At 31.4% G+C, this 22,897-nt stretch carries 23 protein-coding genes; 8 read left to right on the top strand and 15 right to left on the bottom strand.

Translation table 11 applies throughout. From position 1 onward, the window contains the following. Window positions 1-14 precede the first annotated feature (14 nt). From FMG_RS00720 to FMG_RS00695, 5 genes are all read right to left on the bottom strand, one after another. Window positions 15-1,295: an ABC transporter substrate-binding protein gene (locus tag FMG_RS00720; RefSeq protein WP_012290201.1), complete on the bottom strand. Its 1,281-nt coding sequence runs from the start codon at window positions 1,293-1,295 to the stop codon at window positions 15-17. A gap of 18 nt (window positions 1,296-1,313) precedes the next feature. Then, window positions 1,314-2,333: an ABC transporter ATP-binding protein gene (locus tag FMG_RS00715; RefSeq protein ID WP_012290200.1), complete on the bottom strand. Its 1,020-nt coding sequence runs from the start codon at window positions 2,331-2,333 to the stop codon at window positions 1,314-1,316. 83 nt (window positions 2,334-2,416) lie between these two features. Beyond that, entirely contained in the window at window positions 2,417-3,298 is an 882-nt protein-coding gene (locus FMG_RS00710; RefSeq protein WP_012290199.1) for an acyltransferase domain-containing protein, read from the bottom strand. A 41-nt stretch (window positions 3,299-3,339) separates the two neighbouring features. Next, window positions 3,340-4,596 (bottom strand): adenylosuccinate synthase, encoded by a 1,257-nt coding sequence (locus FMG_RS00705; RefSeq protein WP_002837377.1) that lies wholly within the window; start codon window positions 4,594-4,596, stop codon window positions 3,340-3,342. 608 nt (window positions 4,597-5,204) lie between these two features. Continuing rightward, window positions 5,205-5,702 carry a nucleoside 2-deoxyribosyltransferase gene (locus tag FMG_RS00695; protein WP_002841973.1) on the bottom strand — a complete coding sequence of 166 codons (498 nt, stop codon included), beginning with the start codon at window positions 5,700-5,702 and terminating at the stop codon, window positions 5,205-5,207. Window positions 5,703-5,807: 105 nt separating this feature from the next. On the opposite strand from FMG_RS00695, the gene FMG_RS00690 reads away from it, so the two are divergent. The 8 genes from FMG_RS00690 (at window position 5,808) to FMG_RS09770 (ending at window position 11,834) form a co-directional block, all read left to right on the top strand. Then, window positions 5,808-6,671 carry an ATP-binding cassette domain-containing protein gene (locus tag FMG_RS00690; RefSeq protein WP_002841971.1) on the top strand — a complete coding sequence of 288 codons (864 nt, stop codon included), beginning with the start codon at window positions 5,808-5,810 and terminating at the stop codon, window positions 6,669-6,671. Further along, window positions 6,671-7,423, top strand: coding sequence for an ABC transporter permease (locus tag FMG_RS00685; RefSeq protein WP_002841972.1), 753 nt, complete (start codon window positions 6,671-6,673; stop codon window positions 7,421-7,423). Before FMG_RS00690 ends, FMG_RS00685 begins: the two co-directional genes overlap by 1 nt. Window positions 7,424-7,474: 51 nt before the next feature. Beyond that, entirely contained in the window at window positions 7,475-8,143 is a 669-nt protein-coding gene (locus FMG_RS00680) for a response regulator transcription factor (RefSeq protein ID WP_012290198.1), read from the top strand. An 88-nt stretch (window positions 8,144-8,231) separates the two neighbouring features. After that, window positions 8,232-9,644 carry a sensor histidine kinase gene (locus tag FMG_RS00675; protein WP_227930492.1) on the top strand — a complete coding sequence of 471 codons (1,413 nt, stop codon included), beginning with the start codon at window positions 8,232-8,234 and terminating at the stop codon, window positions 9,642-9,644. A gap of 100 nt (window positions 9,645-9,744) precedes the next feature. After that, window positions 9,745-10,776 carry a M42 family metallopeptidase gene (locus tag FMG_RS00670; RefSeq protein ID WP_002840171.1) on the top strand — a complete coding sequence of 344 codons (1,032 nt, stop codon included), beginning with the start codon at window positions 9,745-9,747 and terminating at the stop codon, window positions 10,774-10,776. Between the two features lie 508 nt (window positions 10,777-11,284). Further along, window positions 11,285-11,449: a hypothetical protein gene (locus tag FMG_RS00665; RefSeq protein WP_002835797.1), complete on the top strand. Its 165-nt coding sequence runs from the start codon at window positions 11,285-11,287 to the stop codon at window positions 11,447-11,449. Between the two features lie 12 nt (window positions 11,450-11,461). Then, a complete protein-coding gene (locus tag FMG_RS00660; RefSeq protein WP_002837370.1) occupies window positions 11,462-11,611 on the top strand; it encodes a hypothetical protein in 150 nt (49 codons plus the stop codon). Between the two features lie 49 nt (window positions 11,612-11,660). After that, window positions 11,661-11,834, top strand: a complete 174-nt coding sequence (locus FMG_RS09770) for a hypothetical protein (protein ID WP_002837401.1) — start codon at window positions 11,661-11,663, stop codon at window positions 11,832-11,834. A 116-nt stretch (window positions 11,835-11,950) separates the two neighbouring features. Here the strand turns inward: FMG_RS09770 and wecB are convergent, their stop codons facing one another. From wecB to pstC, 10 genes are all read right to left on the bottom strand, one after another. Continuing rightward, window positions 11,951-13,042, bottom strand: coding sequence for a non-hydrolyzing UDP-N-acetylglucosamine 2-epimerase (gene wecB, locus FMG_RS00655; protein ID WP_002837406.1), 1,092 nt, complete (start codon window positions 13,040-13,042; stop codon window positions 11,951-11,953). Between the two features lie 54 nt (window positions 13,043-13,096). After that, window positions 13,097-14,323, bottom strand: coding sequence for a nucleotide sugar dehydrogenase (locus FMG_RS00650; protein WP_012290196.1), 1,227 nt, complete (start codon window positions 14,321-14,323; stop codon window positions 13,097-13,099). A gap of 13 nt (window positions 14,324-14,336) precedes the next feature. Beyond that, on the bottom strand, window positions 14,337-15,479 hold the full coding sequence (locus FMG_RS00645; protein WP_012290195.1) for a glycosyltransferase: 1,143 nt from the start codon (window positions 15,477-15,479) through the stop codon (window positions 14,337-14,339). A 257-nt stretch (window positions 15,480-15,736) separates the two neighbouring features. Then, complete coding sequence (locus FMG_RS00640) at window positions 15,737-16,420, bottom strand: ATP-binding cassette domain-containing protein (protein WP_012290194.1); 684 nt, start codon at window positions 16,418-16,420, stop codon at window positions 15,737-15,739. After that, complete coding sequence (locus tag FMG_RS00635) at window positions 16,421-18,580, bottom strand: membrane protein (protein WP_012290193.1); 2,160 nt, start codon at window positions 18,578-18,580, stop codon at window positions 16,421-16,423. It lies immediately after the preceding gene. 119 nt (window positions 18,581-18,699) lie between these two features. Next, window positions 18,700-19,782, bottom strand: coding sequence for a sensor histidine kinase (locus FMG_RS00630; protein WP_012290192.1), 1,083 nt, complete (start codon window positions 19,780-19,782; stop codon window positions 18,700-18,702). Beyond that, the gene (locus FMG_RS00625; protein WP_012290191.1) at window positions 19,775-20,476 is read right to left on the bottom strand and encodes a response regulator transcription factor; all 702 of its coding nucleotides are present in this window, start codon (window positions 20,474-20,476) and stop codon (window positions 19,775-19,777) included. Before FMG_RS00625 ends, FMG_RS00630 begins: the two co-directional genes overlap by 8 nt. Window positions 20,477-20,502: 26 nt before the next feature. Further along, the gene (locus tag FMG_RS00620) at window positions 20,503-21,180 is read right to left on the bottom strand and encodes a phosphate ABC transporter ATP-binding protein (RefSeq protein ID WP_012290190.1); all 678 of its coding nucleotides are present in this window, start codon (window positions 21,178-21,180) and stop codon (window positions 20,503-20,505) included. Beyond that, on the bottom strand, window positions 21,158-22,009 hold the full coding sequence (locus tag FMG_RS00615) for a PstA family ABC transporter permease (protein ID WP_012290189.1): 852 nt from the start codon (window positions 22,007-22,009) through the stop codon (window positions 21,158-21,160). The genes FMG_RS00620 and FMG_RS00615 overlap by 23 nt, the downstream gene beginning before the upstream one ends. After that, a complete protein-coding gene (gene pstC / locus FMG_RS00610) occupies window positions 21,996-22,862 on the bottom strand; it encodes a phosphate ABC transporter permease subunit PstC (protein WP_012290188.1) in 867 nt (288 codons plus the stop codon). The genes FMG_RS00615 and pstC overlap by 14 nt, the downstream gene beginning before the upstream one ends. Window positions 22,863-22,897: the final 35 nt, after the last annotated feature.

The following is a 22,897-nucleotide window of genomic DNA, read 5'->3' as shown; positions in this document are numbered from 1 at the left end:
TTGAGCTTAGTTTGTTATTTATTTTCTTCAACTATCTTATTAACATTTGTTACCATTTGTTTTGCTGCTTGTTCTGGTGTTAATTTTTCGTTAGCCATTTGGTTGATAGTATTGAATATTTCTGTGCTCATTTTTGTATAATAAATAGGAACTCCATTAGGGAATGGTGTTTCGATTACTTTTGCAAGTTCTAACATAGCTCCTGGGTTTTTGATTTTACCTTCGTTTAGAAGTTGTTCAATTACAGAAGTTCTTGTAGGTAAGTTAGATAATGCATTATACAATTTGTATTGTGTTTCTTTTGAAGTGTACCATTTTGCAAATTTCATTGCAGCTTCTTTGTTCTTGCTATATGGTGATACTCCGATTGCTTCAGCAAATGGTACTGTAGCTGTAGCTTTTTTGTCTTTTCCTGGTAATACTATTGGCATTACTTGGTCAACTACTTTTGATTTTTCTTTGTCGTTAACACTCATTACGTTAGATGATGGTCCTACCATGAATGCACATTCGCCATTTTTCAATTTATCAAATGCACCAGAAGCTGTTCTGTTAGCTGGATCTGATAATCCAGGACGATTTATTTTATCCAAGATTGTAAGAGCATCCAATGTAGCTTCTTCATTTAATGTGTTGTCATCATTAAATACTTTGCCATTTCTTGTGTAAGCTAACCATAAGAATGTAGTAGTTGTTTTTTCATCAGCTGCCATTGGGTTACTAATAGGATATTCGCAAACCTTCTTTTCTTTTAGAACTTTTGCATCGTTGATAACATCATCCCATGTTTGTGGCTCTTTTGTTAAACCAGCTTTTTCATACATGGCTTTGTTGTAGAATCCGATTCTGTAGTCGTTAGAATATGGAATTGCATATAACTTATTGTCAATCATAAATGTTGAAGTAGTCTTCATATCTTCCAAATCTGCCTTGTCCATTTCGATTGGTTCTAACCAGCCAGCTTTTTGGAATTCACCAACCCATGACCAGTCAACTTCATAAACATCTGCTGCTGCATTCTTTCCTGCTGCTGCTGTAGAGATTTTGTTTCTGATATCATCCCAGCTCGTTGGCATTACATTTACTTTAATGCCTGATTCTTTTTCAAAATCAGCCAACATTTCTTTTGTAGGAACTCCCCATTCAGGAATCATAAGTGAAACTTCTTTAGTTTCTGCTGAATTTTTATCATCAGTTGTTCCTTTAGAGGATTCATTTGTGTTTCCTTTGGAGCATCCGCTCATAAGTAGTGCTGTAACCATTAAGAATAAAGTTACTTTAAAAAGTTTTTTCATAGTATACTCCTTTAATTTTTATATTGACACAGATTCGCCTGTGTTCTTATCAAAATAATTTAATATGGCATCATTTTTTATTCTAAGAGAAATCTTATCTCCAAGTGAATATTCTGTTTCTCCGGAATATTTTATAGTAAGTTTGATGCCTTCTCTTTCAACGTGAACGAATTTTTCGCTACCCAAATTTTCGATAACAGTAATTACATAATCGTCGCCTTCAACTATACGCAAGTTTTCTGGTCTAAGACCAACACACAAGTTGGATTCGATTTTCTTTCCAGACGCGATATAAAAATCCTCAGCTCCCAATATATTAATAGTTGGGCTGCCAATGAATTCTGCAACAAAAATATTGATAGGATGCTTGTAAATCTCATCCGGGGTGCCTATTTGTTGGATAACTCCATCTTTCATGATAACTATTCGGTCTCCCATAGTCATCGCCTCTGTTTGATCGTGAGTTACATAAATCATTGTCGTTTGTAAATCTTTTTGTAGTTTTACAATTTCTGCTCTCATTTGAACTCTAAGCTTTGCATCCAAGTTACTCAACGGTTCATCCATCAAGAAAACTTTTGGATTTCTGACAATAGCTCTTCCAAGAGCGACTCTTTGTCTTTGTCCACCTGATAATTGTCCAGGTTTTCTGTTGAGCAAATCTTGCAAATCCAAAATCTCAGAGACTTTCTTGACCTTCTCATCAATTGTATTCTTGTCTACTTTTCTAATCTTCATCCCAAACGCCAAGTTATCGTAGACGTTTTTGTGAGGATAAAGTGCGTAATTTTGAAAAACCATAGCGATGTCCCTATCTTTTGGACTCACATCATTTACGCATACATCGTCAATGAAAAGTTGTCCTGATGTGATATCTTCCAGTCCTGCTATAATTCTCAAAATAGTAGATTTCCCACAACCTGATGGCCCAACAAAAACGACAAATTCCTTGTCCTTTAGTTCCAAGTTAAAATTTTCGATAGCTTTGAAATTGTTCTCATAAGTTTTGCAAATATTGCTAAATTTTAAAGTTGCCATTTCTACTCCATAAAAATATATTCTTCTAATATATATTATATCCCTTTTATTGAATAAAAAATCGATTTACTTATTGAAATATCCTATAAATGGGCGCCTTTTATACCAAATCCCACACCCATGCACTCCGGATGAAGTTTCATATTTTTTTGAAGAGAAGTTTCGTTGTTTTTATCGTGATTTTTGTAAATTCTTTCCTTCGCCATGGAAGAATCGTCGATATTTATTATTTTTTCAAATAAGTTTTGAAATTGCAAAATTTTTGAACTAGGTTTCAAAACATCTCTCATATTTTCATATAACAACCACGAATAACAAACGTAGTATTTGTACTCATTTGAGAAAAACTCATCTGCAAGTTCAAAAGATTTCTCACAAGATTTTCGTGAAATATCTTCATTCTCCATTATGTGAACCATAATTACATCTTTATTTACGATATCTTCAAACTCTTTCAAATCTTCTTGTTTCATCTTCATTTCATCAAGATTAATCCTACCAGTTTCAAATTGAAGAGAACCTAATTTGAAAATATTCAGATAAAACATTCTTAAAAGCCATTTTCCTTCGAATCCTTCAAGACCGTATTTTCCATTTCTCAACTTGTAATCTGAAATTCTGAAAATCAAATCGGAAATAGTTTGGAAGAACACTTTCTCATCAATTTTTTCTCTTTCATACGACTTTTTCAGAAAATCCAACATGCTCACAAGAACCACGGCGATTTGTTCATCGGATAAATTTTGAATATAACTATCAGCTTCATATCCTTTTTCAATACATTTACAAGCTTCGTTCAAAATATCTGGGCTAATCTTTTCGATTAAATAATCCATATCACAAGACTTGTATTTTTCAGTCGTTTGATCATAATCTTTGATTATTTGATAAATTCTCGATCTCAGTTCGTATGTCTTATTGATATTTAATTTTACATATTCGATAAATAAATTTACTGTATCCATTTAAAAAAATCCGCAGTCTTTTAAACTGCGGATATCTCCTTTTATTTTATATTCATGATAAAATCTCTTTTTTCCATAATTTCTTCTGTTTTTGGTCCATAAGAAACGTAAGAGATTTCTGTGTCTAATTCTTTTTCGATAAATGTCATGTATTTCAAGAAGTTTACTTCAAACACATCGTTCCAACCGTCAAATTCTTTGTAGATTGGTTTTGCTTTTTTGAAATCATTAGAAATGAATGGCATTTTTTGTTCAACTCCATCTATTTCATATCCAACGCATACTTTTACTTTATCGTAGCCGTTCAATACGTCTGCTTTTGTCATGACGATTGAGTTGATTTTGCTCTTTTTGATTGCATAACGTAATTGTGCAAGGTCAATCCAACCTACACGTCTATTTCTTCCAGTTGTAGCACCGAATTCATTGCCTAATTTTCTAAGCTTGTCAGCTTCTTCATCGAACAATTCTGTTGGGAATTCTCCTTCTCCAACTCTGGATGTGTATGCTTTTACAACTCCCATGATTGTGTCATCATCAGTCAATGTAACATCTGCACAAGATGCGCTGTAGGCAGTTGTAGTGCTTGATGTAACGTATGGATATGTTCCTGAGTCCAAATCAAGCATGATTCCTTGTGCGCCTTCAAACAAAACTCTTTTGTTTTTGATTTCATCTTCAATTTCAGATGCTGATGTGAATGTAACGCCTAATTTTAGTAATTGGTCGAATTTGTCAAGCAAATAATTTACTGTTTCATCGACATCGATGTGCATTTTGCCTTCGTAGATGTTGTTTTTCAAATAAACTATTTCTTCAACGCGTTCTCTTAACAATTCATCGTCAAACAAATCAATAATTCTAACGTTTTGTCTTGCAGCTTTGTCTTGATAAGCAGGTCCGATACCTCTTTTTGTAGTTCCGATAGGATTTTTTCTCATAGATTCCAACAATCCATCTTCTTCTTTATGGTAAGGTAGAACGATAAATGTTTCTACATCGACCATGAATCTCTTGGAAATTCCTGGGAAATCAGCTTCCAAAACTTTCAACTCTTCAATCATTTGTTCTAATTCGATTACCATTCCTTTTGCCAAAAATCCCTTAGAATCTGTGTCAAAAGTTATAGATGGTAGTAAATGATGTACGTATTTTTTGTCTTTAAAATAAATAGTATGTCCTGCGTTGGCTCCACCAGAAGATCTTACAATAATATCATTAAATTGAGAAAAATAATTTACAACCTTTCCCTTACCTTCGTCTCCCCATTGTGCGCCAATTATCGCTAATTTATTCATAACAACTTCCTTTCAAATTATTAGATTCATTTAACTGTTAAGTTAACTACAAATCACAACTACTAATTATACCATATTCCGCCATTTAAAAATAGTATGAAAACTGTAATTTGACTGATTTGTTATTTTAAATTATTCTTTCATTTATATTATACACCAAGTTATATCTAATTCTGATACCAACAAAAAAGTCCTCACCAAATCTCTACCAAAATCCAATGAGAACTTCGCTATGTTACGATAAGAATATTTCAATTTGCTATTAAATCATATTAAAATTAAGAAAATTACGTAAAAAATTACCAAAGACAAAATTATGCCAATTTTTAACTTTTTTGATATTTCCGATAAAAATATATTTGCGGCAAAGCTAAACATATTTATTCCCACTAAAAGAATCAATGTGATTTTTGGTAATTGAATATTTCTCTTGTTAACTATAAATATTAAAATTACTGTTATTAAATAAATTAATTTGCATATTCCAGATAAGTACTTTCTTCTCATTCTTCTCCCTCTTGATAGTGAATATTCTTATCACTTATATATTAATTTTCGATTTCTCATTTGTCAATAAAAAAACTAGCTATTTCTAGCTAGATTTTCTCTCAATATTCTCTTTTAATAATATCCACGATTTCTTTCTTGTAATCGTCTGTATTTGGATAGCCCACAATGAAATATCCCTTGTCTTTAACTTGACCGACTATCATTTGGTTTCTGTATAATTTGTTCTCTCCAGTTCCCAAATATCTCATGTCTGTCACAAAACCAATTATAATTCTTTTCTTGTCAGTAAATTTGTATTCTTCTTCGTAATCTTTCATCACAGAAAAAGCCATGATTTCTCCTGCAACACCATCGTCAATCGACAATCCATCAAGACATGCTATAAGAATGTCTGCTTCTCTTAGCTTCGCCATGTCATTTCTTGCGATGTCGATGTCAGTGATTGTAGCATCATTGTCTTTTTTGTTGTTTATCGAATCATTTCGTTGTGGCACATACAAATCAATGTCCACTTCTTTCTCTATAAATCTCGCCAAATCTTCAGTCCAACGAAACATTGCGTCGTTGAAGAAGTGCGATGCAAAATATCCTTTCATTTTTCACCTCAATTAATTTTATCATAATAATTTACCTAAATTATATACCAAATGCACTTTAAATCCACACCAGCATTTTATTATATAGATAACAAGGAGGAGCTTATGATTAAATTAAATAACGTTAAAGTTCAATACAAAGACAAAATTGCTGTTGATATTAAAGATGAAATCGTCCTAGAAGATGCTCATAAAATAGGAATTATTGGATCAAATGGTGCCGGAAAATCCACGTTAATTAAGGCAATTTTGGGATTAGTTAATTATAGTGGAAGCATTTCAAGTGATATACCCAAAGAAAAAATTGCAGTTCACATGCAGTTTAACAATTATTCAGAAACGGTAAAAACAAAAGATATTATTCAAATGATTACTAATAAAAAAATAGAATCAGATGAAAATTTGATGGATTTAATAAAGTATTTCGATTTCGAAAAATTGCTTCACAAATCATTTAAAAAATTATCTGGTGGAGAAAAACAAAAACTCACTTTGATTTTGGTTATGTGGCAAAATTCTCCAGTCACTATATTTGATGAGGTAACAACAGGGCTAGATTTTGTGAGTCGACAATCATTAATGGAAAAAATAGTAGAATACTACAAAGACAAGTCGACAACAATCCTCATGGTTAGTCATTATTATCAAGAATTAGAGGATATTTGTGATAAGTTGTTGTATTTACATGAAGGAAAAGTTCTTTTCTATGGGAAAAAAAGAGAGATGTTCTTAAAGTACTGTACAAGTTCAGTTATTTTAACCGAAAAAAACAGTATAACAGAATCACTTATACCAAAAGATATAAGATTAGAAGCAATGGAAAACAAAATAGCTGCAGGATTTCATGATATAAATACAGAGAAAAGATTGATATCCACTCTTGTGGATAATGATCAACAATTCGAACGTTTGAATGATTCTATTGAACTTACAGTTCTTAATGCATTGAAGAAGGAAGGAGCAAAATAATGAACAAATACATTTTTAAGTTTGAAACAAAGTTACTTTTACAAAACTTTACAAGTTTATTTTTCGGAATGGTATTTCCAATATTGATGTCGTTTCTAATAATATCGGGACTCAAAGATGTTCCTGCACCTCTCATTGATGAGGTAAAAAGAAGCATAGTTTTAAGTATTAGCATTATAAGCCCATTTTCTATATTCTTAGTTGGATTATCAGCATTATTTGCTAAAGATTTGGAAGAAGGTGTCTATGATAGGTTAGACTTGTTTTCAATTAATCATTTATCAATGGCAAAGTACAAATTTATAGTCTATTATTTATTCTGGACTGTATGTAATATTTTTTATTTTGTGGTTATGAAATACACTTTAGGTGTTAATATTCCTTTAATATCAATAATAAAACACACAGGATTTGTAACTTTGATTGCTGTTGCTTCTTTTTTTATCGGATATTCTATTTGCATATTCTTTAAAAAATTCTCTATTTCTTTTTCCCTTTCAATGGGAATATACTTTTTGAGTATGATACTTGGAGGAATGATGGGGATTCAAGTAGAGGATATGCCAAAAGGAATCAAGAAGATTGCACAATTAATTCCAATTAGTCACTTTTCTTCTATAGAATATGTGAATGAAGTAGCAAAAGGAGCAAAATTAAACTATTCATTCTTTCAATCTTTAATCGTATTAGTCTTATTATCATTAGTATTATTTACTATATCTATTTACAAAAACAAACGCAAATCGAACTAACAACTACATTTTTTATCAACTTATTATATAATTATTGTAGGATGTGATGGTATGAAAAAAATATTCTTTTTAGAAGACGAATTGCAAATAAGAGAGATTTTAACCGAATACATGAAAATAGCTGGATTTGATGTGTGTCAAAGTTCAAATGGCGATGAAGCGATTAAAATTTTAAGTAGTAATAGTTTTGATGCTATCATTTTAGATATTATGGTTGAGGGAGAAAACAGCGGAATAGATGTATTAAGGTTTATACGAAATACCCCGTCTATATCAAACTCTAACGTATTGATGCTGACCGCTCTTGATGATTTAAATACTCAAATTAGTGCTTTTGATCTGTATTGTGACGATTATATTGTCAAGCCAGTTCAGCCAATACTATTGATTAAAAAACTAGAAATGATAATGAAAAGAAGAAGTTTTTCACAAAACACTTCACAGGTGGGATTATCCTTAGATGAAGAAGGTTTTCGTGTATTATACAATGGAATGGATTTGAAATTAACAGTTACAGAATTTCAAATTATGTCGTTGTTTCTAAACAATCCAACAAAAGTATTTTCAAGAGAAAATCTCATTAATTCTCTCTACAACACAGATTTTTATGGAAGCAGTAGAACTATAGATTCCCATATAAAAAATTTAAGGAAAAAACTACCCAAAGACTTTATTAAAACAGTTATAGGAGCGGGGTATAAGTTAAATGAAGAAGCCTAAATTAAATATTTCATCAAAAAATTTTCTCTATAATATCATCCTCACTCTCTTGATATGTACTATTATATTTTCCTATATGGCTTTTTATATGCCCAATGTATACTTAGAAAAAAAAATAGAATCAGCAGAGAATATTGCATCATCAGTTCATGATTCATTTATAAAAAACAAAAATTACAATAATCTAAATGAAATCGCAAAAGAGGGTATGTATTCATATTTTATTCCTAAAGGAAAAGATAAAGTTGTGTTTTCAGGTCTGCGATTTAATTTAAGTATGACAATTAAAAATGAAAATATAAAAAATCTTTTACGCTCTCTTGAAACCGATGAGTTCAAAGAGATAAATTCTAAAAATTCTGAAAGATTAATAAACCCTTTAATAAAAGAAGCAAAAAAAGAACTAGAAAAATACGTTATAATTGATAGTTACAGTAATATCAATAATGTATCAAAAGACACTTTTAGTATTAAAAGAAAGAATAATTCAATACTAATTAAAGCAGAGTCCAAAACAAAAGATTCTATCGCTACTAATCTTATTTTAATATCAAAACATTCTGAAGGAACTTATGTTTCTATATATCCTTATATATTTAACAGCATTTCCGATATAAAATCTACTGTGATTTCTGCATTTCCTGTGATTTTCTTGCTTATAGTAATGATAGTGTTCTTACTAAATAAAATCTACTCAAAATCAATAACACAACCAATTCTAAAGATGAATAATTTCACTAAAGTATCCAAAAACCAAAAAAACGCCAAATATGATTTGGAAATTCATACTAACGATGAGATCGAAGAACTTTCTAATAACTTGAAATTACTGTACGAAACACTAACTGAGAATTATAAAATATTAGAAAAAAACACGAAGAAAAAAGAAATCTTCATCAAATCTACATCTCACGAATTGAAGACACCTCTTCAAACTGCTATTTTATTGAATGATAGTATGATTGAAAAAATAGGAAAATACGAAGATACCGACAAGTACTTGCCAGAACTTAGGAAAAAATTATACCAAATTCAAATTCTAATAGATGATTTATTATTCATGAATAAAATTGATGAAAATCCGATAATGGAAAATTTGAAATTATCAGAGATAATGAAAGAATCCGTTAAAAATCATCATGATTTAATAGCTGAGAAAAATTTGAAAGTAACGATTAAAGGAGAAAAATCCGACATAGTAGATTATGACCATTTCAGAATAATTTTTGATAACTTACTAAAAAACGCAATAGAATACACAGATTTCGGAGGAAACATATGCTGCGATTTTAATGATGTTATTGAGATTTCAAACAATCCTACAACTGTAGATAAAAATCTTTTAAATAAAATCACACACCCTTTCGTATCATCCACAAAAAATAAATCTAAAGGAATTGGAATGTATATCGTCGAAAACTTACTTGAAGATATGAATTATAAAATTAAAATAGTGTATTCAAACGAAACATTCACTGTGAAAATTTTAAAAACCAATTAATCTCTTAATCATTAACGAAAACATTAACTATGAGCTCAAATAATTGAAACAATGTGATTATATGTGGTATTATAAAAATATATTTTAGGAGGTTCTCAATATGGAAAATTTAGATTTTTTACAAGAAATTTTAATGACTTCTTCTCCATCTGGCGACACTAAAGTCGTTATGGAAAAAGTTAGAAAAAAATTCGAAGAATTAGGAAAAGTTGAAATCAACTTCACTAACAAAGGTGCAATGGTTGTTACTCTTAGAGGAGAAACTGACGAAAAACAATCTACATTCGCAGCTCACGTGGATACATTGGGATTAATGGTTAAAGAAATCAAACCTAATGGAAGATTAAAAACATTCTTAGTTGGTGGTTATGCATACAACTCTGTTGAAAATGAATACGTAACTATCTCTACAATGTCTGGCAAAAAATACACTGGAACATGCTTAAACGACAAACAATCAGTTCACGTTTACGGTCCAGAAGCTAAAAGCAACGAAAGAACTGCCAAGACTATGGAAATCAGAATCGACGAAAAGGTAGAATCAGCCGAAGATGTAAAAAAACTTGGAATCAACGTTGGCGATTTCATCTATTTGGATTCAAGAACACAATTAACAGAAAGTGGATTCGTAAAATCAAGACACTTAGATGACAAAGCTTGCGTATACGTATTGTACGAAACAGTTAGATATTTTGTAGAAAACAACATCACTCCAAAACACACACTTAACTTCTTCATCTCAAACTACGAAGAAGTTGGCCACGGTGCATGCTACGGAATTCCAGAAGAAACTGACGAATTCATCGTTGTTGACATGGCTGCTCCTGGAGATGGACAAACATCTTCTGAATTTAAAACAACTATCTGTGCAGCAGATTCTTCAGGCCCTTACGATTTGGAATTAAAAGAAAGATTGGTTAGAATTTGTGAAGAAAATAATATTCCTCACGCAGTTGACATCTACCCATTCTACAGTTCAGACGGATCAGCAGCATTAGAGGCAGGATATAATTTGAGAGTTGCTTTGATTGGCCCTGGAGTTGATGCATCACACGCAATGGAAAGAACTCACCAAGAAGGATTACAAGCATCTATCGATTTATGTATAAAATACATCGAAGACAAGAAATAAATCAAACTTAATTAGCCGAATTATTCGGCTAATTTTTTTGTGAAAATGGCTTTATCCTGCTAAATTTCTTCGCAATGAAAAATATACATTATCAAATTTTCAAAAAATTTTCCCAAAATTTTAAAATGCTATCTGTTTTCTTACGGGAAAATTGTAGGAAAACATTGATTAACTGGGATTTTTTTATTTTTCTTATAAAACTTGACAATCTCAACATTTGTTTTCCCGAAAAGATATTTTTCGCATAAAAATAAGTCGTCTATGAAAACGGTATGCATAAAAATCATTCGTTTTCCTAATTTTTCTTTACAAAAATTTTTCAAAAAACTTTGAAAAAGTGCTTGACATAGCTGTTTTGTGGTTATATAATACTTAATGCAGTGAGGGATATGAAATGTATTATCATTTGGATATTCCTTGGATATTAAATTCGATAATTTCTTTCGGTGAATATTCACATTTACTGAATGGAAAATCACATATAAATATTAAATGAGGGGGAATTAAAATGATTAAGAATAACAGAAAATATTTAGATTTTGCAAAGAAAACATCTCTTGGTTTGAACACAAACATGTCTTCAATGACATTCGCAAGTGTCGATCATTTTAACGAAAGATTCTCTCCATTGTTTGGATCAAGAAGAATCTTCAAAAACAGAAAAAACGCATAGGGGGTAAAATTTATGAGAAGAAATAATATTAGAAAAAGTTCACAAATTAGTTTTAACACAAGTATGGCGAGCATGAATTTTGCTCAAGCGGATAACTTTTACGAAAGAATAACACCATTATTTGGTTCAAGAAAATTAAGAAAAAATAAAAAACAAGCGTAATTATAAAAAGAATAATAAAATAATAAACAATTAATAGGGGGAAAATAAAATGTTCACAAAAACAACACAAAAACAAATCAGAAATTTCGGTAAAAACTGTACAGTAAGCTTAAGCTCAAACATGGCAAGCATGAACTTCGCACAAATGAATGACTTCTACGAAAGAGTTAATCCTCTTTTCAATTCTGAAAGAAAATCAAGAAAGAGCAGAAAACAAGCTTAATTAAATAATTCAATTCCAGATTAAGATATTGAGAAAATCCAATCTGTTAACGCGTCAAATTTATTTGACGTTTAAATACAAAATCCAACTTCTATATGAAGTTGGATTTTTTTTGTTTATAGATTTTTTGATAAAATGTCACAGATTCTTTCTGATGCGTGGCCATCTCCGTAAGGGTTTGTGGCTTCACTCATTTTGTCGTATTCATTTTTATCGGTAAGAAGTTTGGTCATTTCGTTGTAGATGTCTTCTTCGCAAAGCCCAGTTAATTTTAATGTCCCTGCCTCTACTCCTTCTGGTCTTTCTGTTGTGTCTCTCATTACCAAAACAGGTTTTCCAAGCGCTGGAGCTTCTTCTTGAATTCCGCCTGAATCTGTCATTACGAAGAATGATTGTTTCATGAAATTGTGAAAATCAACTACATTCAACGGCTCAATTAGTTTGATTCTAGGATGATTGTCAAATACTTCGTTTGCGATTTCTCGTACTTTTGGATTCAAATGTATCGGATAAATCACATATATATCTTCGTTTTCGTTGACAACTCGTTTGATTGCTCTGAAGGAATTCTTCATGGATTCTCCCAAGTTTTCTCTTCTGTGCATTGTTAGAAGAATCATTTTCTTGCCTTCAATCAAATTTTCGTTTTGATAATTGTCAACAACTGTTGTCTGAAGTGCATCTATTACTGTGTTTCCCGTTACGAAAACTTTGGATTCGTCTTTGTTTTCTCGAAGCAAATTATCCCTTGCAGTTGTAGTTGGTGCGAAGTGGAAATCTGCCAACGATCCTATGGCTTGTCTGTTGAATTCTTCCGGATATGGAGAGTATTTGTTGTAAGTTCTCAATCCAGCTTCCACATGACCTACTGGTATTCTCAAATAAAATGCGGCAAGTCCTGCAACAAAACTTGTCGAAGTATCTCCGTGAACCAAGACAATGTCTGGTTTTTCTTCTTCTAATATAGATTTTATTTTGTCTAAAATAGTTGTGGTAACATCGAACAAGCTTTGTTTTTCTTTCATGATATCCAAGTTGTAGTCTTCTTTTATTTCGAAAACGTCCAATACTTGACGCAACATTTCTTTGTGCTGTCCAGTTACAAGTACACAAACTTCGAATTCGTCTCTTTTTTTGAGTTCTTTTACAAGTGGACACATTTTAATAGCTTCTGGTCTTGTCCCAAAAACCACCATTACTTTTTTCATTTTTTACCTCTTTTTAAAAAAAGGCGCTGCAAATTTAGCGCCCTTTAATTTATTTTATAATTTGTAGAAATTGTATTTGTTTTCAGCATCGATGTTTCTTGTATCAAGTACAACTTTGTCTTTTAAAACATCCATGTTTTGTCTGATTTCATCGTGACCAATCATTACGATTACGAAATCAACATCATTTAAGAATTTATTCAAATCATGGTATTGATTTTCCACAACTTCTCTTTTTACCATTGGATCGTAAACTTTTAATCCATCTCCCAAATGTTCTTTTTGGTGTTGTAATAATTGAAGTGTTGGTGATTCTCTCACATCGTCTACGTTTTCTTTGTAAGTTAATCCATAAATACCAACTCTTGAAAAATCTTTTAAGTTGTTTTCTTGCATAATATTGTAGGCACGTCTAAGAACATATTCTGGCATTGAATCGTTGATTTGACGAGCTTTGTAGATTATTTCAGTAAGAAGTGGATAATCTCCAACTAAAAACCATGGGTCAACTGAAATACAATGTCCACCTACACCAGGTCCTGGTGAAAGAATGTTAACTCTTGGGTGTTTGTTAGAAATTCTGATAACTTCGTTGACATCAAGTCCACCTTGACGACAAATTTTAGCCAATTCGTTTGCGAATGCAATGTTGATATCTCTGAATGTATTTTCAACAACTTTTGTCATTTCAGCAGTTTTGATGTTAGTTAGATTGATTTCACCTTTACAGAAAGATGAGTACACTTCTTTAACTTTTTCGCCGTATTTTGGATCGTCAGCGCCTATTGTTCTAGCGTTGTGTTCCAATTCGTAAACCATGTTACCAGGAATAATTCTTTCTGGAGCGTGAACCAAATTCAATTTCTTGCCGGATTTTTCCATGTATTCATTAACAACAGGTCTAACGTAAGTGTCGATTGCTCCTGGTGAAATTGTCGATTCAACAACAATAATCGCATCTTCTTCTGCAGGTTCCAATACTGATTCTACAGCTTTTACTACATAAGAACAATCCAATTTCTTAGATACAGGATCGTATGGAGTTGGCGCTGTAATGATATAGAAAGAAGTAGATACTGGTTTTAATGAAAAAGTAATGTCTGCATTCAAGGCTTTTTCGAAAAGCTCATCCATTCCTTTTTCTTCAAAAGTTAATTTTTTATGCTTTAATTTGTCAATTACTTCTTCTTTAATATCTGTTCCCACTACCTTATTACCTGATGTTGCAAGCATCAAAGCTGTAGGTAGACCTATGTAACCTAAACCAATTACATTAATCATAATATTCTCTCCTTTAAAATAAATTTTCTATTCTTTTTAATAATCTTTCGTTGTTTTTTTGTGGATTCAATTCTGATTGCATTTTTCTGCAGTTTTCTTGAAGCGAATGGTAGAATGATTGGTCATCTCTAAGTTTAATCAAAACATTTCTCATTTCCTCGTCCGATTCGTGATCAACCGCAACTCCCACATTCCATTCGTTCACAACTTCTGACAGATAAGTGTCTCTTGCGACAATTATAGGAAGTTCTGCGTGGATAGATTCGTATAATTTATTCGGAAGTGCAATCCTAACATTTTTCATCGACGCATCGTACACTGAGAATATGCAGTCGCATTTCGAATAAAGCTCTGCAATCTCATCGTCATAGTAAAATTTGCCGCGATATTCGATGAAATCTTTCGTTTCAGAAAGCTCTTTGAAGTACGTTCCGCTCTCGAAACCTGCCATCATAAGATTCATTTCCAAACCTTCCATCGCTTTCACAAGCTTTTTCAATTCGTTCAAATATCTAAGCCCACCGATGTAGCCAACAGTGAAAGTATCGTGTTGGTTTTTTACTCTTAACTTATCATAATCCTTGAATAATTCCAAATTTGGAATATTAGGCATGAACACCAAATTGTCCTTGCTGTATTTCCCATCGAAGTGTTCCCAGAATTTCATGCTTGTCATAATCATCAAGTCAACGAATGCGAGCATATTGTTCTCTCTTTTTTTCAAAATAGAAGACACAATATTCATCGGGAAACTCTTCTTGTCATCAGTCAAATATCTGTGGATATCTGGCACTTCGTATATAATCTTAACCTTGTTGTCGTTATTTTTCTTGTATTTGGTAGCTATCTCTAGCATATCATAACTTTGGACATGAATTAAATCTGGTTTAATTCTCTCCAATATTTTATAAGCTTTCTGTGAGAATTTGTAAGTTGGAATAAGTCTTTTCATAGGATTACTGTTGTCAGCATCTATGTTTATTATTTCCTTCTTGCAAAAATCACGCTTGAAATCATATTTTTCATCCCCACCTTTATCCCAGCAAATCGCATACAAATCGAACTTATCTTTTACTAGATCCATTCTTTTGATCAGCCTTGGAGGGGGCGTTGTATTAATCAAAAAAGTATATTTTTTTTGATTTGATTTTTCCATTTCTCATCATCCTATTAATATATTTAACAGTTAAAATTATATCACAACTTCATTAAATTTGCTCATTTTTTCTGTAATCTTTAGAATTTCTTAACGTTTGAAATCAAATAATCCTACCTGCAAAATCAGCAAGTAGGATAATTTATTTATAAATTTTTCATTTCTTTTGTTAGTTGTTCGATGGCTTTTTCTGATTGATCTTTCTGTATATAGGCTGTGAAAACTTTTCACATACCCTTTTTAACCCGAATATTCTATTAGTTATCAACAGCAAATTCCATCTTTTTTAATTTGCCGTTTTCGATAATAAAATTTTTGTGCGCAATTTTTTCAAATTCTTTATCATGACTTACAACAATTATAGTTTTCCCCAGTTTATTTAGTTTTACAAGTGTATCAATTACTATCTTTTTGTTTTCACTATCTAACGATCCTGTCGGTTCGTCTGCTAGCATTATTTCGTATGGCTTAACCATATTTCTCGCGAGAGCTACTCTTTGCTGTTCTCCACCTGATAATTCAAATATTTTTGACTTAAGCTTGTCTTCTATTCCCATATCCATAAGAGCTTTTTTGATAAGTGATTTTTTATCTGTACTTCTACTGTATTTTACTGCCAAATTCAAATTTTCTTGAACTGTCATATTATCAACTAGAGCAAAGTTTTGAAAAAGATATGCTATTTTATACCTTCGTAAAAGTTCAGATTCTTTTTCATTTCTAAATGGATTATGTTTAGAAAAGCAAATCAATTCCCCTTCATCATATTCTTCAAGCGTCCCAATAATATTTAATAGCGTTGTCTTTCCTCCACCACTTTTGCCAAAAATGCAAATAAAATCCCCTTCGTAAATTTCGAGATTAATATTTTCTAATATTTTATGGTTACCATATTTTTTCGATATATTTTTCAATGAGATTTGAGGTTTGTCAATATTCACTTAATTCCCTTCCTTTAACTTTGTCACTAAATTTTTTTCGTTCTTTTTTATGTTAATAATTTCATATATAAAACAAATAATAATGCTTGCAGAATACATTAATAAACAAATCAATAATTTTCTTAAACTCCATCCATCTTTTGGCTCGAAAAACTCAAAGTTTCTAAAATATATCGTGAATAGTATTATCATATAACAAATAATAACACTTACGATAAACCCAACTATAATCTGAAGTATTTTAGTTTTATGGATAGATTTAAAATCATACCCAAGCAATCTAGAAACGTAGATTTTTTGTCCATAATTATAAAAATATGATTCTTCATCTATTTTTATCGTTACAAACAATATTAAAACCGATAGCAAAAATCCTAAAAAATATATGGTCGTTTCCGTCTTATACATTTCTATTTTTTCAACGACCTCGTCATATACGCTCGTGACGAAAAGTATATAGTCAGACGATTGTGTTTTTTGAATGGCTGGTTTTAAATAATCATAGCCCTTATTCGGATTTGGGATGTAGGGATGAAACTTGCCGTTAACCAGTGACGGTATTTTAATCTCTCTGGTAGGTGCTAATTCTTTGCCATTTACCATGACTAAAACATAATTAAATATATCTGGACTAATTATATTTTGCTGGCAATCAAACGTAAAAACATACTGCTTTTTCTTGATTTTGATGTATTTCTCACTGACATCGTCTTTTTGATTCACGCAATTAAAAATATGTGATTTTCTTATATTTTGCTTGTCAAATTCCGTTATTGTAATATTTTCAGGAACAAATACAATCCATTCATCAGAATTTGGCGTATGAGTCGTCAGTGGATTGTTTTGTGAATCAATCAAGTTGGTTGTTTCGACATAATTCTTATTAATATAAGCATACCTACCTCTAAAAGCCTGTTTATTTAAATATTCATCATCATTTTCATATTGAATATTTGGTGCGAAGAAAAGTATTGCCCCTTTAGAATCCAATTCATCCCACAAACTACTTAACTTTGGTGCGACTATTTCTTCAAATTTTTCATCATTTTGAACATAAGTCCACGGCCACGCACAAGCTACATTTGCATAATTCTTCGATTTTTCCCACGCATCAAAAAATGATGTAGATGCAAGGTAGTCGTTCAATCCAAATACAGTTACTGTTAGAAGATACAGGACAACAGAAAATGAAATAACTTTAAAAATCACAGGGCTTGTTTTGTATATTTTTTTGTAGCCTTTTAGCCACGAAATGGTGCTGACATTTTTAACTCTGAAGTAAAGCATAAGAAAATATAATATTGTCAATAAAATTCCCATTAAAACAAGTGATATGAATATTTGTTTGACTGCTATTGCAAAGCCAATCATCGAGCCCGGGTGTGTCAAATAAAACAACACGCCAAACAATGCCATCGACGAAATCAATATTGTAATTGCCAACAAATTCATCGCCTTTTTACAGCAAAAACTCATTTTGTCATGACCCAATAGAGAAATTATAGATATTTCCTTGGAAAGTGATGAATTGTAAATTACAACGCTGAACGCCAAAGCAAAAACAATTATTAAAATAAGCATCGCGTATAATATGGCTTGTTTTTGTGTGATTTCACTAGCAACCGAAAAAGATTTGTCAATTGTAGCATCAATTTCCAATTCTTTTCTACCATTTAATTCGTCGATAAATTTCCCAATATTAGAAGGCGTTCCTTTAATGTGATAATCTCCATTAAAAGTGTGATTTTCAATCTTAGAATATTCAATAAAATCAACTTCCTTGCTTGTCAAAATGCTGTGCTCGGTTACATTTTTAAATCTATTAATTCCGTTGTAATTTTCATCGATATCAATGTTCTTAAATGATTTCTTAAACCACATCGCATCATCAAGATAAACAAATATATTTATTTTCTGTTTTTCTTTTAATGAGTTTTTGGGTTTGTAAACTTCTTTTATGAAACTAATTTTGTTTTTCTTAGCAATTTTTTGAATTTCAAGAATGTTTTTTTCAGTATTTTGTGGCTTAGTGGTTATATTCACAGTGGTGTCGAACTCTCTTATAAAAAACTCCATCAAACGTGAATCTTTGTAAGAGAAAAATCCTAACCCCACAGCAAAAATCAACAAAAATGTCAATAAGCGTATTATTTTTTTCATAAACTATTCCCCCTTATGACTTGCCAATAAAAAACTAACCTTATAAAGTCATTATAGGTTAGTCTTCAAAATAAGAGATTAAGTTTTTTTGTATTAATTCTTGCTTTTTCCTTTCTTTTTTAATATACGGGAATAATTACATTCGCAATTACCAAATTATCTTTATTGTACACATCAAATTTTCCATTCAAATGTGCTACAATATCATTTACAATTGTAAGTCCAACTCCTGAGCCATTGTTTTTTATGCGATTTCGTGACATATCTCCGCGATAAAATTTATTTTTCACCAATTTCCAATCTACGTTCAAATCATTTTCGATTTCATTTTTAACCGTCAAATTTAATGATTTATCCTTTATCTCAACTTCAACAATTATGGTTGTACCCTTTTTTGAGTATTTGGTCGCGTTCGATACCAAATTATCCAAAATCCTCACGAGTAATTCAGCGTCTGTATTAATTTCTTTACAAGAAGTATTTGCAAATCTAATATCCAAATCGTTATCGTTCACCAGTGTTTTTCTTTCTTCTTCCCATTGTTTTAAAAATAGTTCTGCATCAAACTTTTTGATGTTAATTGGAATTTCATTTAAATTGAATTTCAAATAGGAGAAGAAATCCTCGCTCAAACTGTTTAGTGATTTCACATTTTCGTAGATAACTTTTATGAACTTTTTTTGTTGCTCATAAGTTAAATTATCTTCATCGTAAAGCAACGTTGAATATCCCAATAAATTTGATAGAGGCGTTTTGATATCATGTGCCAAATACGTCAGCAAATCTGTTTTTTCCTTATATGCTAGTTCATAATTGTTTTCCATTTCTAAAATTTGTTTTCGAATATTAATGAAATCCAATCTTTCGTTGGATAGAGATTCGTGAAATTCTCTTATCTCAGGAATTTCGCCTTTAATGTATTTAATTCCAGATACAAAATAATCGCGATATTTTTCAAATTGTTTGTTCTGAATGTAAAAACATCCGATGGTTATTACAATTGCGCCTAGCATAATGAAAAAATAATGACCATATCCAAAATAAATCTTATATATTGAACTCATCTCGGCTTCTGTGTCGATATTGTAAATTATCAAGGTGTCTATCAATTGATGAAAAGCAAATGTAATAAAAATTCCAACAGCTATCCATAAACATTGATACAGAATGATTCTTTTAATATATGAATTTTCTTTACGCATTAATCTTATACCCCACTCCCCATATTGTCTTTATTATTGAACTTATTCCGCATTGTTCGAATTTAGCTCGTATTCTTCTTATGTGAACCATAACGGGATTTACCTCTGTTGACAGCACTTCATCTTTCCAAATTTTGTAATGTATTTCATCCATATTGTGAACATCGTCTGGTTTTTCCATCAACAGCCATAAAATATCAAATTCTTTCGGCGTTAAAATTATTTCTATTTCATTATAAAAACTTTTATGAGTTTTTCTGTTCAATCGCAAACTTCCTACAACGAGTTCGTCACGTTCGTGTTCTTCATTGTCTAAAGGTTTTACAGAAGAAAATTCATAGCTTCTCCTGAGATTTGACTTAATCCTGGCGACTAATTCTGTTGGCTCAAAAGGTTTTATGATATAGTCATCTGCACCCATATTTAATCCTTGTACTTTATGAATAGAATCTTCCAGAGCAGTGAGCATAATTATTGGAATTGTGGATTTTTCTCGTATTTGTTTGCATATCTCAAACCCATTTATATCTGGAAGCAATAAGTCCAAAAGTATTAAATCATAATGATTTCGATTAAAACTTTCAACTGCTTTTTTACCAGTATGAAAAGTTTCTATCTCCCATCCTTCTGGAATCAAATACATCCTAATTAATTCTGATAAATCAATATCATCTTCAACTACCATAATTTTCATGTTTTTTCTCGTCCTCAAATCTTTTATTATATTTCATCTTGTTCAACCAGTTTTTTATCTTCAATAAACAAAATCCTATCTGATATTCTTTGTGCTTGGTCTGTGTTGTGTGTTGAAATTATGATGGTGTAGTTTTGTGACAAGTTTTTCAACAGATTTTCTATTGCCAATGTGTTTTGCAAATCCAAAGATGAGCAAGGTTCATCAAATATCAGTATTTTGGGATTTGTTGTGAGCATTCTGGCTATGCAGAGTCTTTGTTTTTGTCCTCCAGAAAGTTTGTTGGCATTCATTTTCAGATTGTCTTTTAATTCTTCGTACAAGTTTACGCTTTTTAATATTTGCTCTATTTTTGTTTTTTTGTCGTAATTTTTGCCTAAGAAATATTCCAATGTATATGTCAGATTTTTTTCAATTGACATGTCAAATACTGTAGAATCCTGAAATAGCATTGAGATTTGTCTTCTCAAATCGATTAGTTTGTATTGTGAGATGTCTGTGCCGTCGAATAATATTTCTCCCGAATATTGTCCGCCATTTTCTGATAAAAATCCATTCAAGCAAGACAAGAGTGTAGATTTGCCCGACCCAGAATTTCCCATTATGCTAATTATTTCGTTTTTTTCAACGGTCAAATTCACATTTTCCAATATATTTTTTTCTTTGTAGGATATGTCTAGGTTATTTATTTGTAATATGCTCAACTAATTTACCTCCCGAAAATACTAGCACCACATAAGCCAATATGTGTAGAATTATCAATATCATAATAAGCACCAACGCCGTCGCATACGCTTTTTCGATTGCAATTGATTGGCTAAGTAGCATATGCAAATGAAAAGGCAGTGCTGTAACTGGTTTGAACAGACTTATCGAATTATTCATGAATACTGCTCCTGTGAGTAGAAGTGGTGCTGTCGCTCCTATTGCATAGCTTCCTGCCAACAGCGAAATCGTGATTATATTTCTAGAAATCATTGGCATTACGAGTTTTCTTATCATGTACGTCTTGTCAATTCCAAGTGAAAAGCTGTCTTTTATTGTGTTTTTATTGATTTCTGCGATTGATTTTTCGATGTTCACTTCTACAAATGGAAATACAATCAACGAAAGTGCGATTGCTGCTGTGAGTAAACTTTTGGATATGTTAAGTGTTACTATGAAAAATCCGTACACAAACATTCCTATTATTATTGAAGGAATGGATGCAATGCATTGAATTATTAGAGAAATTACTGATTTCAAGATTTCTGATTTGCAATAAAAAACTCTGTAAATTGCACAAAAAACACCCAACAATGTTGAAATTCCCATCGCAATTATCATCAACCAAAAAGATCCAATTATGCTAGATTTGATTCCACCCGTAGTTCCTAATGGAAGCCCTTGAGGATTTTGTGTAAGAAATTCTAGATTAACAGACGATATTCCTTTGGATATTAAAAAATAAAAAATCTTGAACACGAAGAAAAACACGACTGCAAATGATAAGTATACCCATAATTTAATCAAAAAATCCTTAAACTTCGTCATAATTATCCGTCCTTTTTTTAGTCACAAAAAGTATTACATCAAGTATAATTACGAAAACCAAAAGCACAAATGAACTTGCATAAAGGGCGTGATAGTGCAAACTTCCCGCTTCACTCATCCCCACTTCGAGTGCAATTAGTGATGCAATAGTTTCTGCTTTGGAGAAAAATTTGGGCAATATCGGTGCGTTTCCTATCACCATCATTACTGCCATTGTCTCTCCAATAGCTCTTGAAAATGCAAGAACAAACCCACTGAATGCGCTTCGTAGACTTTGTTTGAGTACGATTTTTCTGATGAAATATTCCTTGCTAATTCCAAAACAGTCCGATTGTCTCTTGTATTTTTGTTTTATCTTTTCAAAAGTTTCAGTCAACACTTCCACAAAATACGGCAAAATCATTATGGATAATATGACACTTCCTGCAAACACCGATTCTCCTGCTGCCATTTTAAAATTTTTCTCGAAAAATTTCACGATTACAAACAACCCGAAAAACCCGTAAATAATCGAAGGAATTCCCGCAAGAATTCTGATTATCCAACTCACTAAAGTTTTCACTTTTTCATTCGTGTAAAACACAATCATAAGTGACAATCCATAGCTAATTGGAAACGAAAATACGCAAGCCAACAATGCAATGTAAAAACTTGCGAGAATTATATTGAACGCTCCGAAACTTCCATCCATTGAATCCCACGTCTTTCCAAACAAAAATTTATTCACACTGTACTGTTTGAAAAAAGGAAGCGATTCTTTGAACATAAATCCTATTAGTATTGCCAATAAAGCTATGGAAAAGAAAGCAAAAATATACACCAAAGTTTTAAATATGTTGTTTTTTGTTCTCATAACTACCCCTCAACTTTTCTATTATGTACAAAAAG

The sequence above is a fragment of the Finegoldia magna ATCC 29328 genome (genome assembly GCF_000010185.1).
Taxonomy (GTDB): Bacteria; Bacillota; Clostridia; order Tissierellales; family Peptoniphilaceae; genus Finegoldia; species Finegoldia magna_H.
The sequence above is the reverse complement of the archived record's forward strand: the minus strand, read 5'-3'. Positions and strand labels throughout refer to the sequence as shown.

Excerpts from the sequence above, each read along its gene's own strand:
- FMG_RS00720 (WP_012290201.1), bottom strand. The coding sequence starts at position 1,295 with ATGAAAAAACTTTTTAAAGTAACTTTATTCTTAATGGTTACAGCACTA.
- FMG_RS00715 (WP_012290200.1), bottom strand. The coding sequence starts at position 2,333 with ATGGCAACTTTAAAATTTAGCAATATTTGCAAAACTTATGAGAACAAT.
- FMG_RS00710 (WP_012290199.1), bottom strand. The coding sequence starts at position 3,298 with ATGGATACAGTAAATTTATTTATCGAATATGTAAAATTAAATATCAAT.
- FMG_RS00705 (WP_002837377.1), bottom strand. The coding sequence starts at position 4,596 with ATGAATAAATTAGCGATAATTGGCGCACAATGGGGAGACGAAGGTAAG.
- FMG_RS00695 (WP_002841973.1), bottom strand. The coding sequence starts at position 5,702 with ATGAAAGGATATTTTGCATCGCACTTCTTCAACGACGCAATGTTTCGT.
- FMG_RS00690 (WP_002841971.1), top strand. The coding sequence starts at position 5,808 with ATGATTAAATTAAATAACGTTAAAGTTCAATACAAAGACAAAATTGCT.
- FMG_RS00685 (WP_002841972.1), top strand. The coding sequence starts at position 6,671 with ATGAACAAATACATTTTTAAGTTTGAAACAAAGTTACTTTTACAAAAC.
- FMG_RS00680 (WP_012290198.1), top strand. The coding sequence starts at position 7,475 with ATGAAAAAAATATTCTTTTTAGAAGACGAATTGCAAATAAGAGAGATT.
- FMG_RS00675 (WP_227930492.1), top strand. The coding sequence starts at position 8,232 with ATGCCCAATGTATACTTAGAAAAAAAAATAGAATCAGCAGAGAATATT.
- FMG_RS00670 (WP_002840171.1), top strand. The coding sequence starts at position 9,745 with ATGGAAAATTTAGATTTTTTACAAGAAATTTTAATGACTTCTTCTCCA.
- FMG_RS00665 (WP_002835797.1), top strand. The coding sequence starts at position 11,285 with ATGATTAAGAATAACAGAAAATATTTAGATTTTGCAAAGAAAACATCT.
- FMG_RS00660 (WP_002837370.1), top strand. The coding sequence starts at position 11,462 with ATGAGAAGAAATAATATTAGAAAAAGTTCACAAATTAGTTTTAACACA.
- FMG_RS09770 (WP_002837401.1), top strand. The coding sequence starts at position 11,661 with ATGTTCACAAAAACAACACAAAAACAAATCAGAAATTTCGGTAAAAAC.
- wecB (WP_002837406.1), bottom strand. The coding sequence starts at position 13,042 with ATGAAAAAAGTAATGGTGGTTTTTGGGACAAGACCAGAAGCTATTAAA.
- FMG_RS00650 (WP_012290196.1), bottom strand. The coding sequence starts at position 14,323 with ATGATTAATGTAATTGGTTTAGGTTACATAGGTCTACCTACAGCTTTG.
- FMG_RS00645 (WP_012290195.1), bottom strand. The coding sequence starts at position 15,479 with ATGGAAAAATCAAATCAAAAAAAATATACTTTTTTGATTAATACAACG.
- FMG_RS00635 (WP_012290193.1), bottom strand. The coding sequence starts at position 18,580 with ATGAAAAAAATAATACGCTTATTGACATTTTTGTTGATTTTTGCTGTG.
- FMG_RS00630 (WP_012290192.1), bottom strand. The coding sequence starts at position 19,782 with ATGCGTAAAGAAAATTCATATATTAAAAGAATCATTCTGTATCAATGT.
- FMG_RS00625 (WP_012290191.1), bottom strand. The coding sequence starts at position 20,476 with ATGAAAATTATGGTAGTTGAAGATGATATTGATTTATCAGAATTAATT.
- FMG_RS00615 (WP_012290189.1), bottom strand. The coding sequence starts at position 22,009 with ATGACGAAGTTTAAGGATTTTTTGATTAAATTATGGGTATACTTATCA.
- pstC (WP_012290188.1), bottom strand. The coding sequence starts at position 22,862 with ATGAGAACAAAAAACAACATATTTAAAACTTTGGTGTATATTTTTGCT.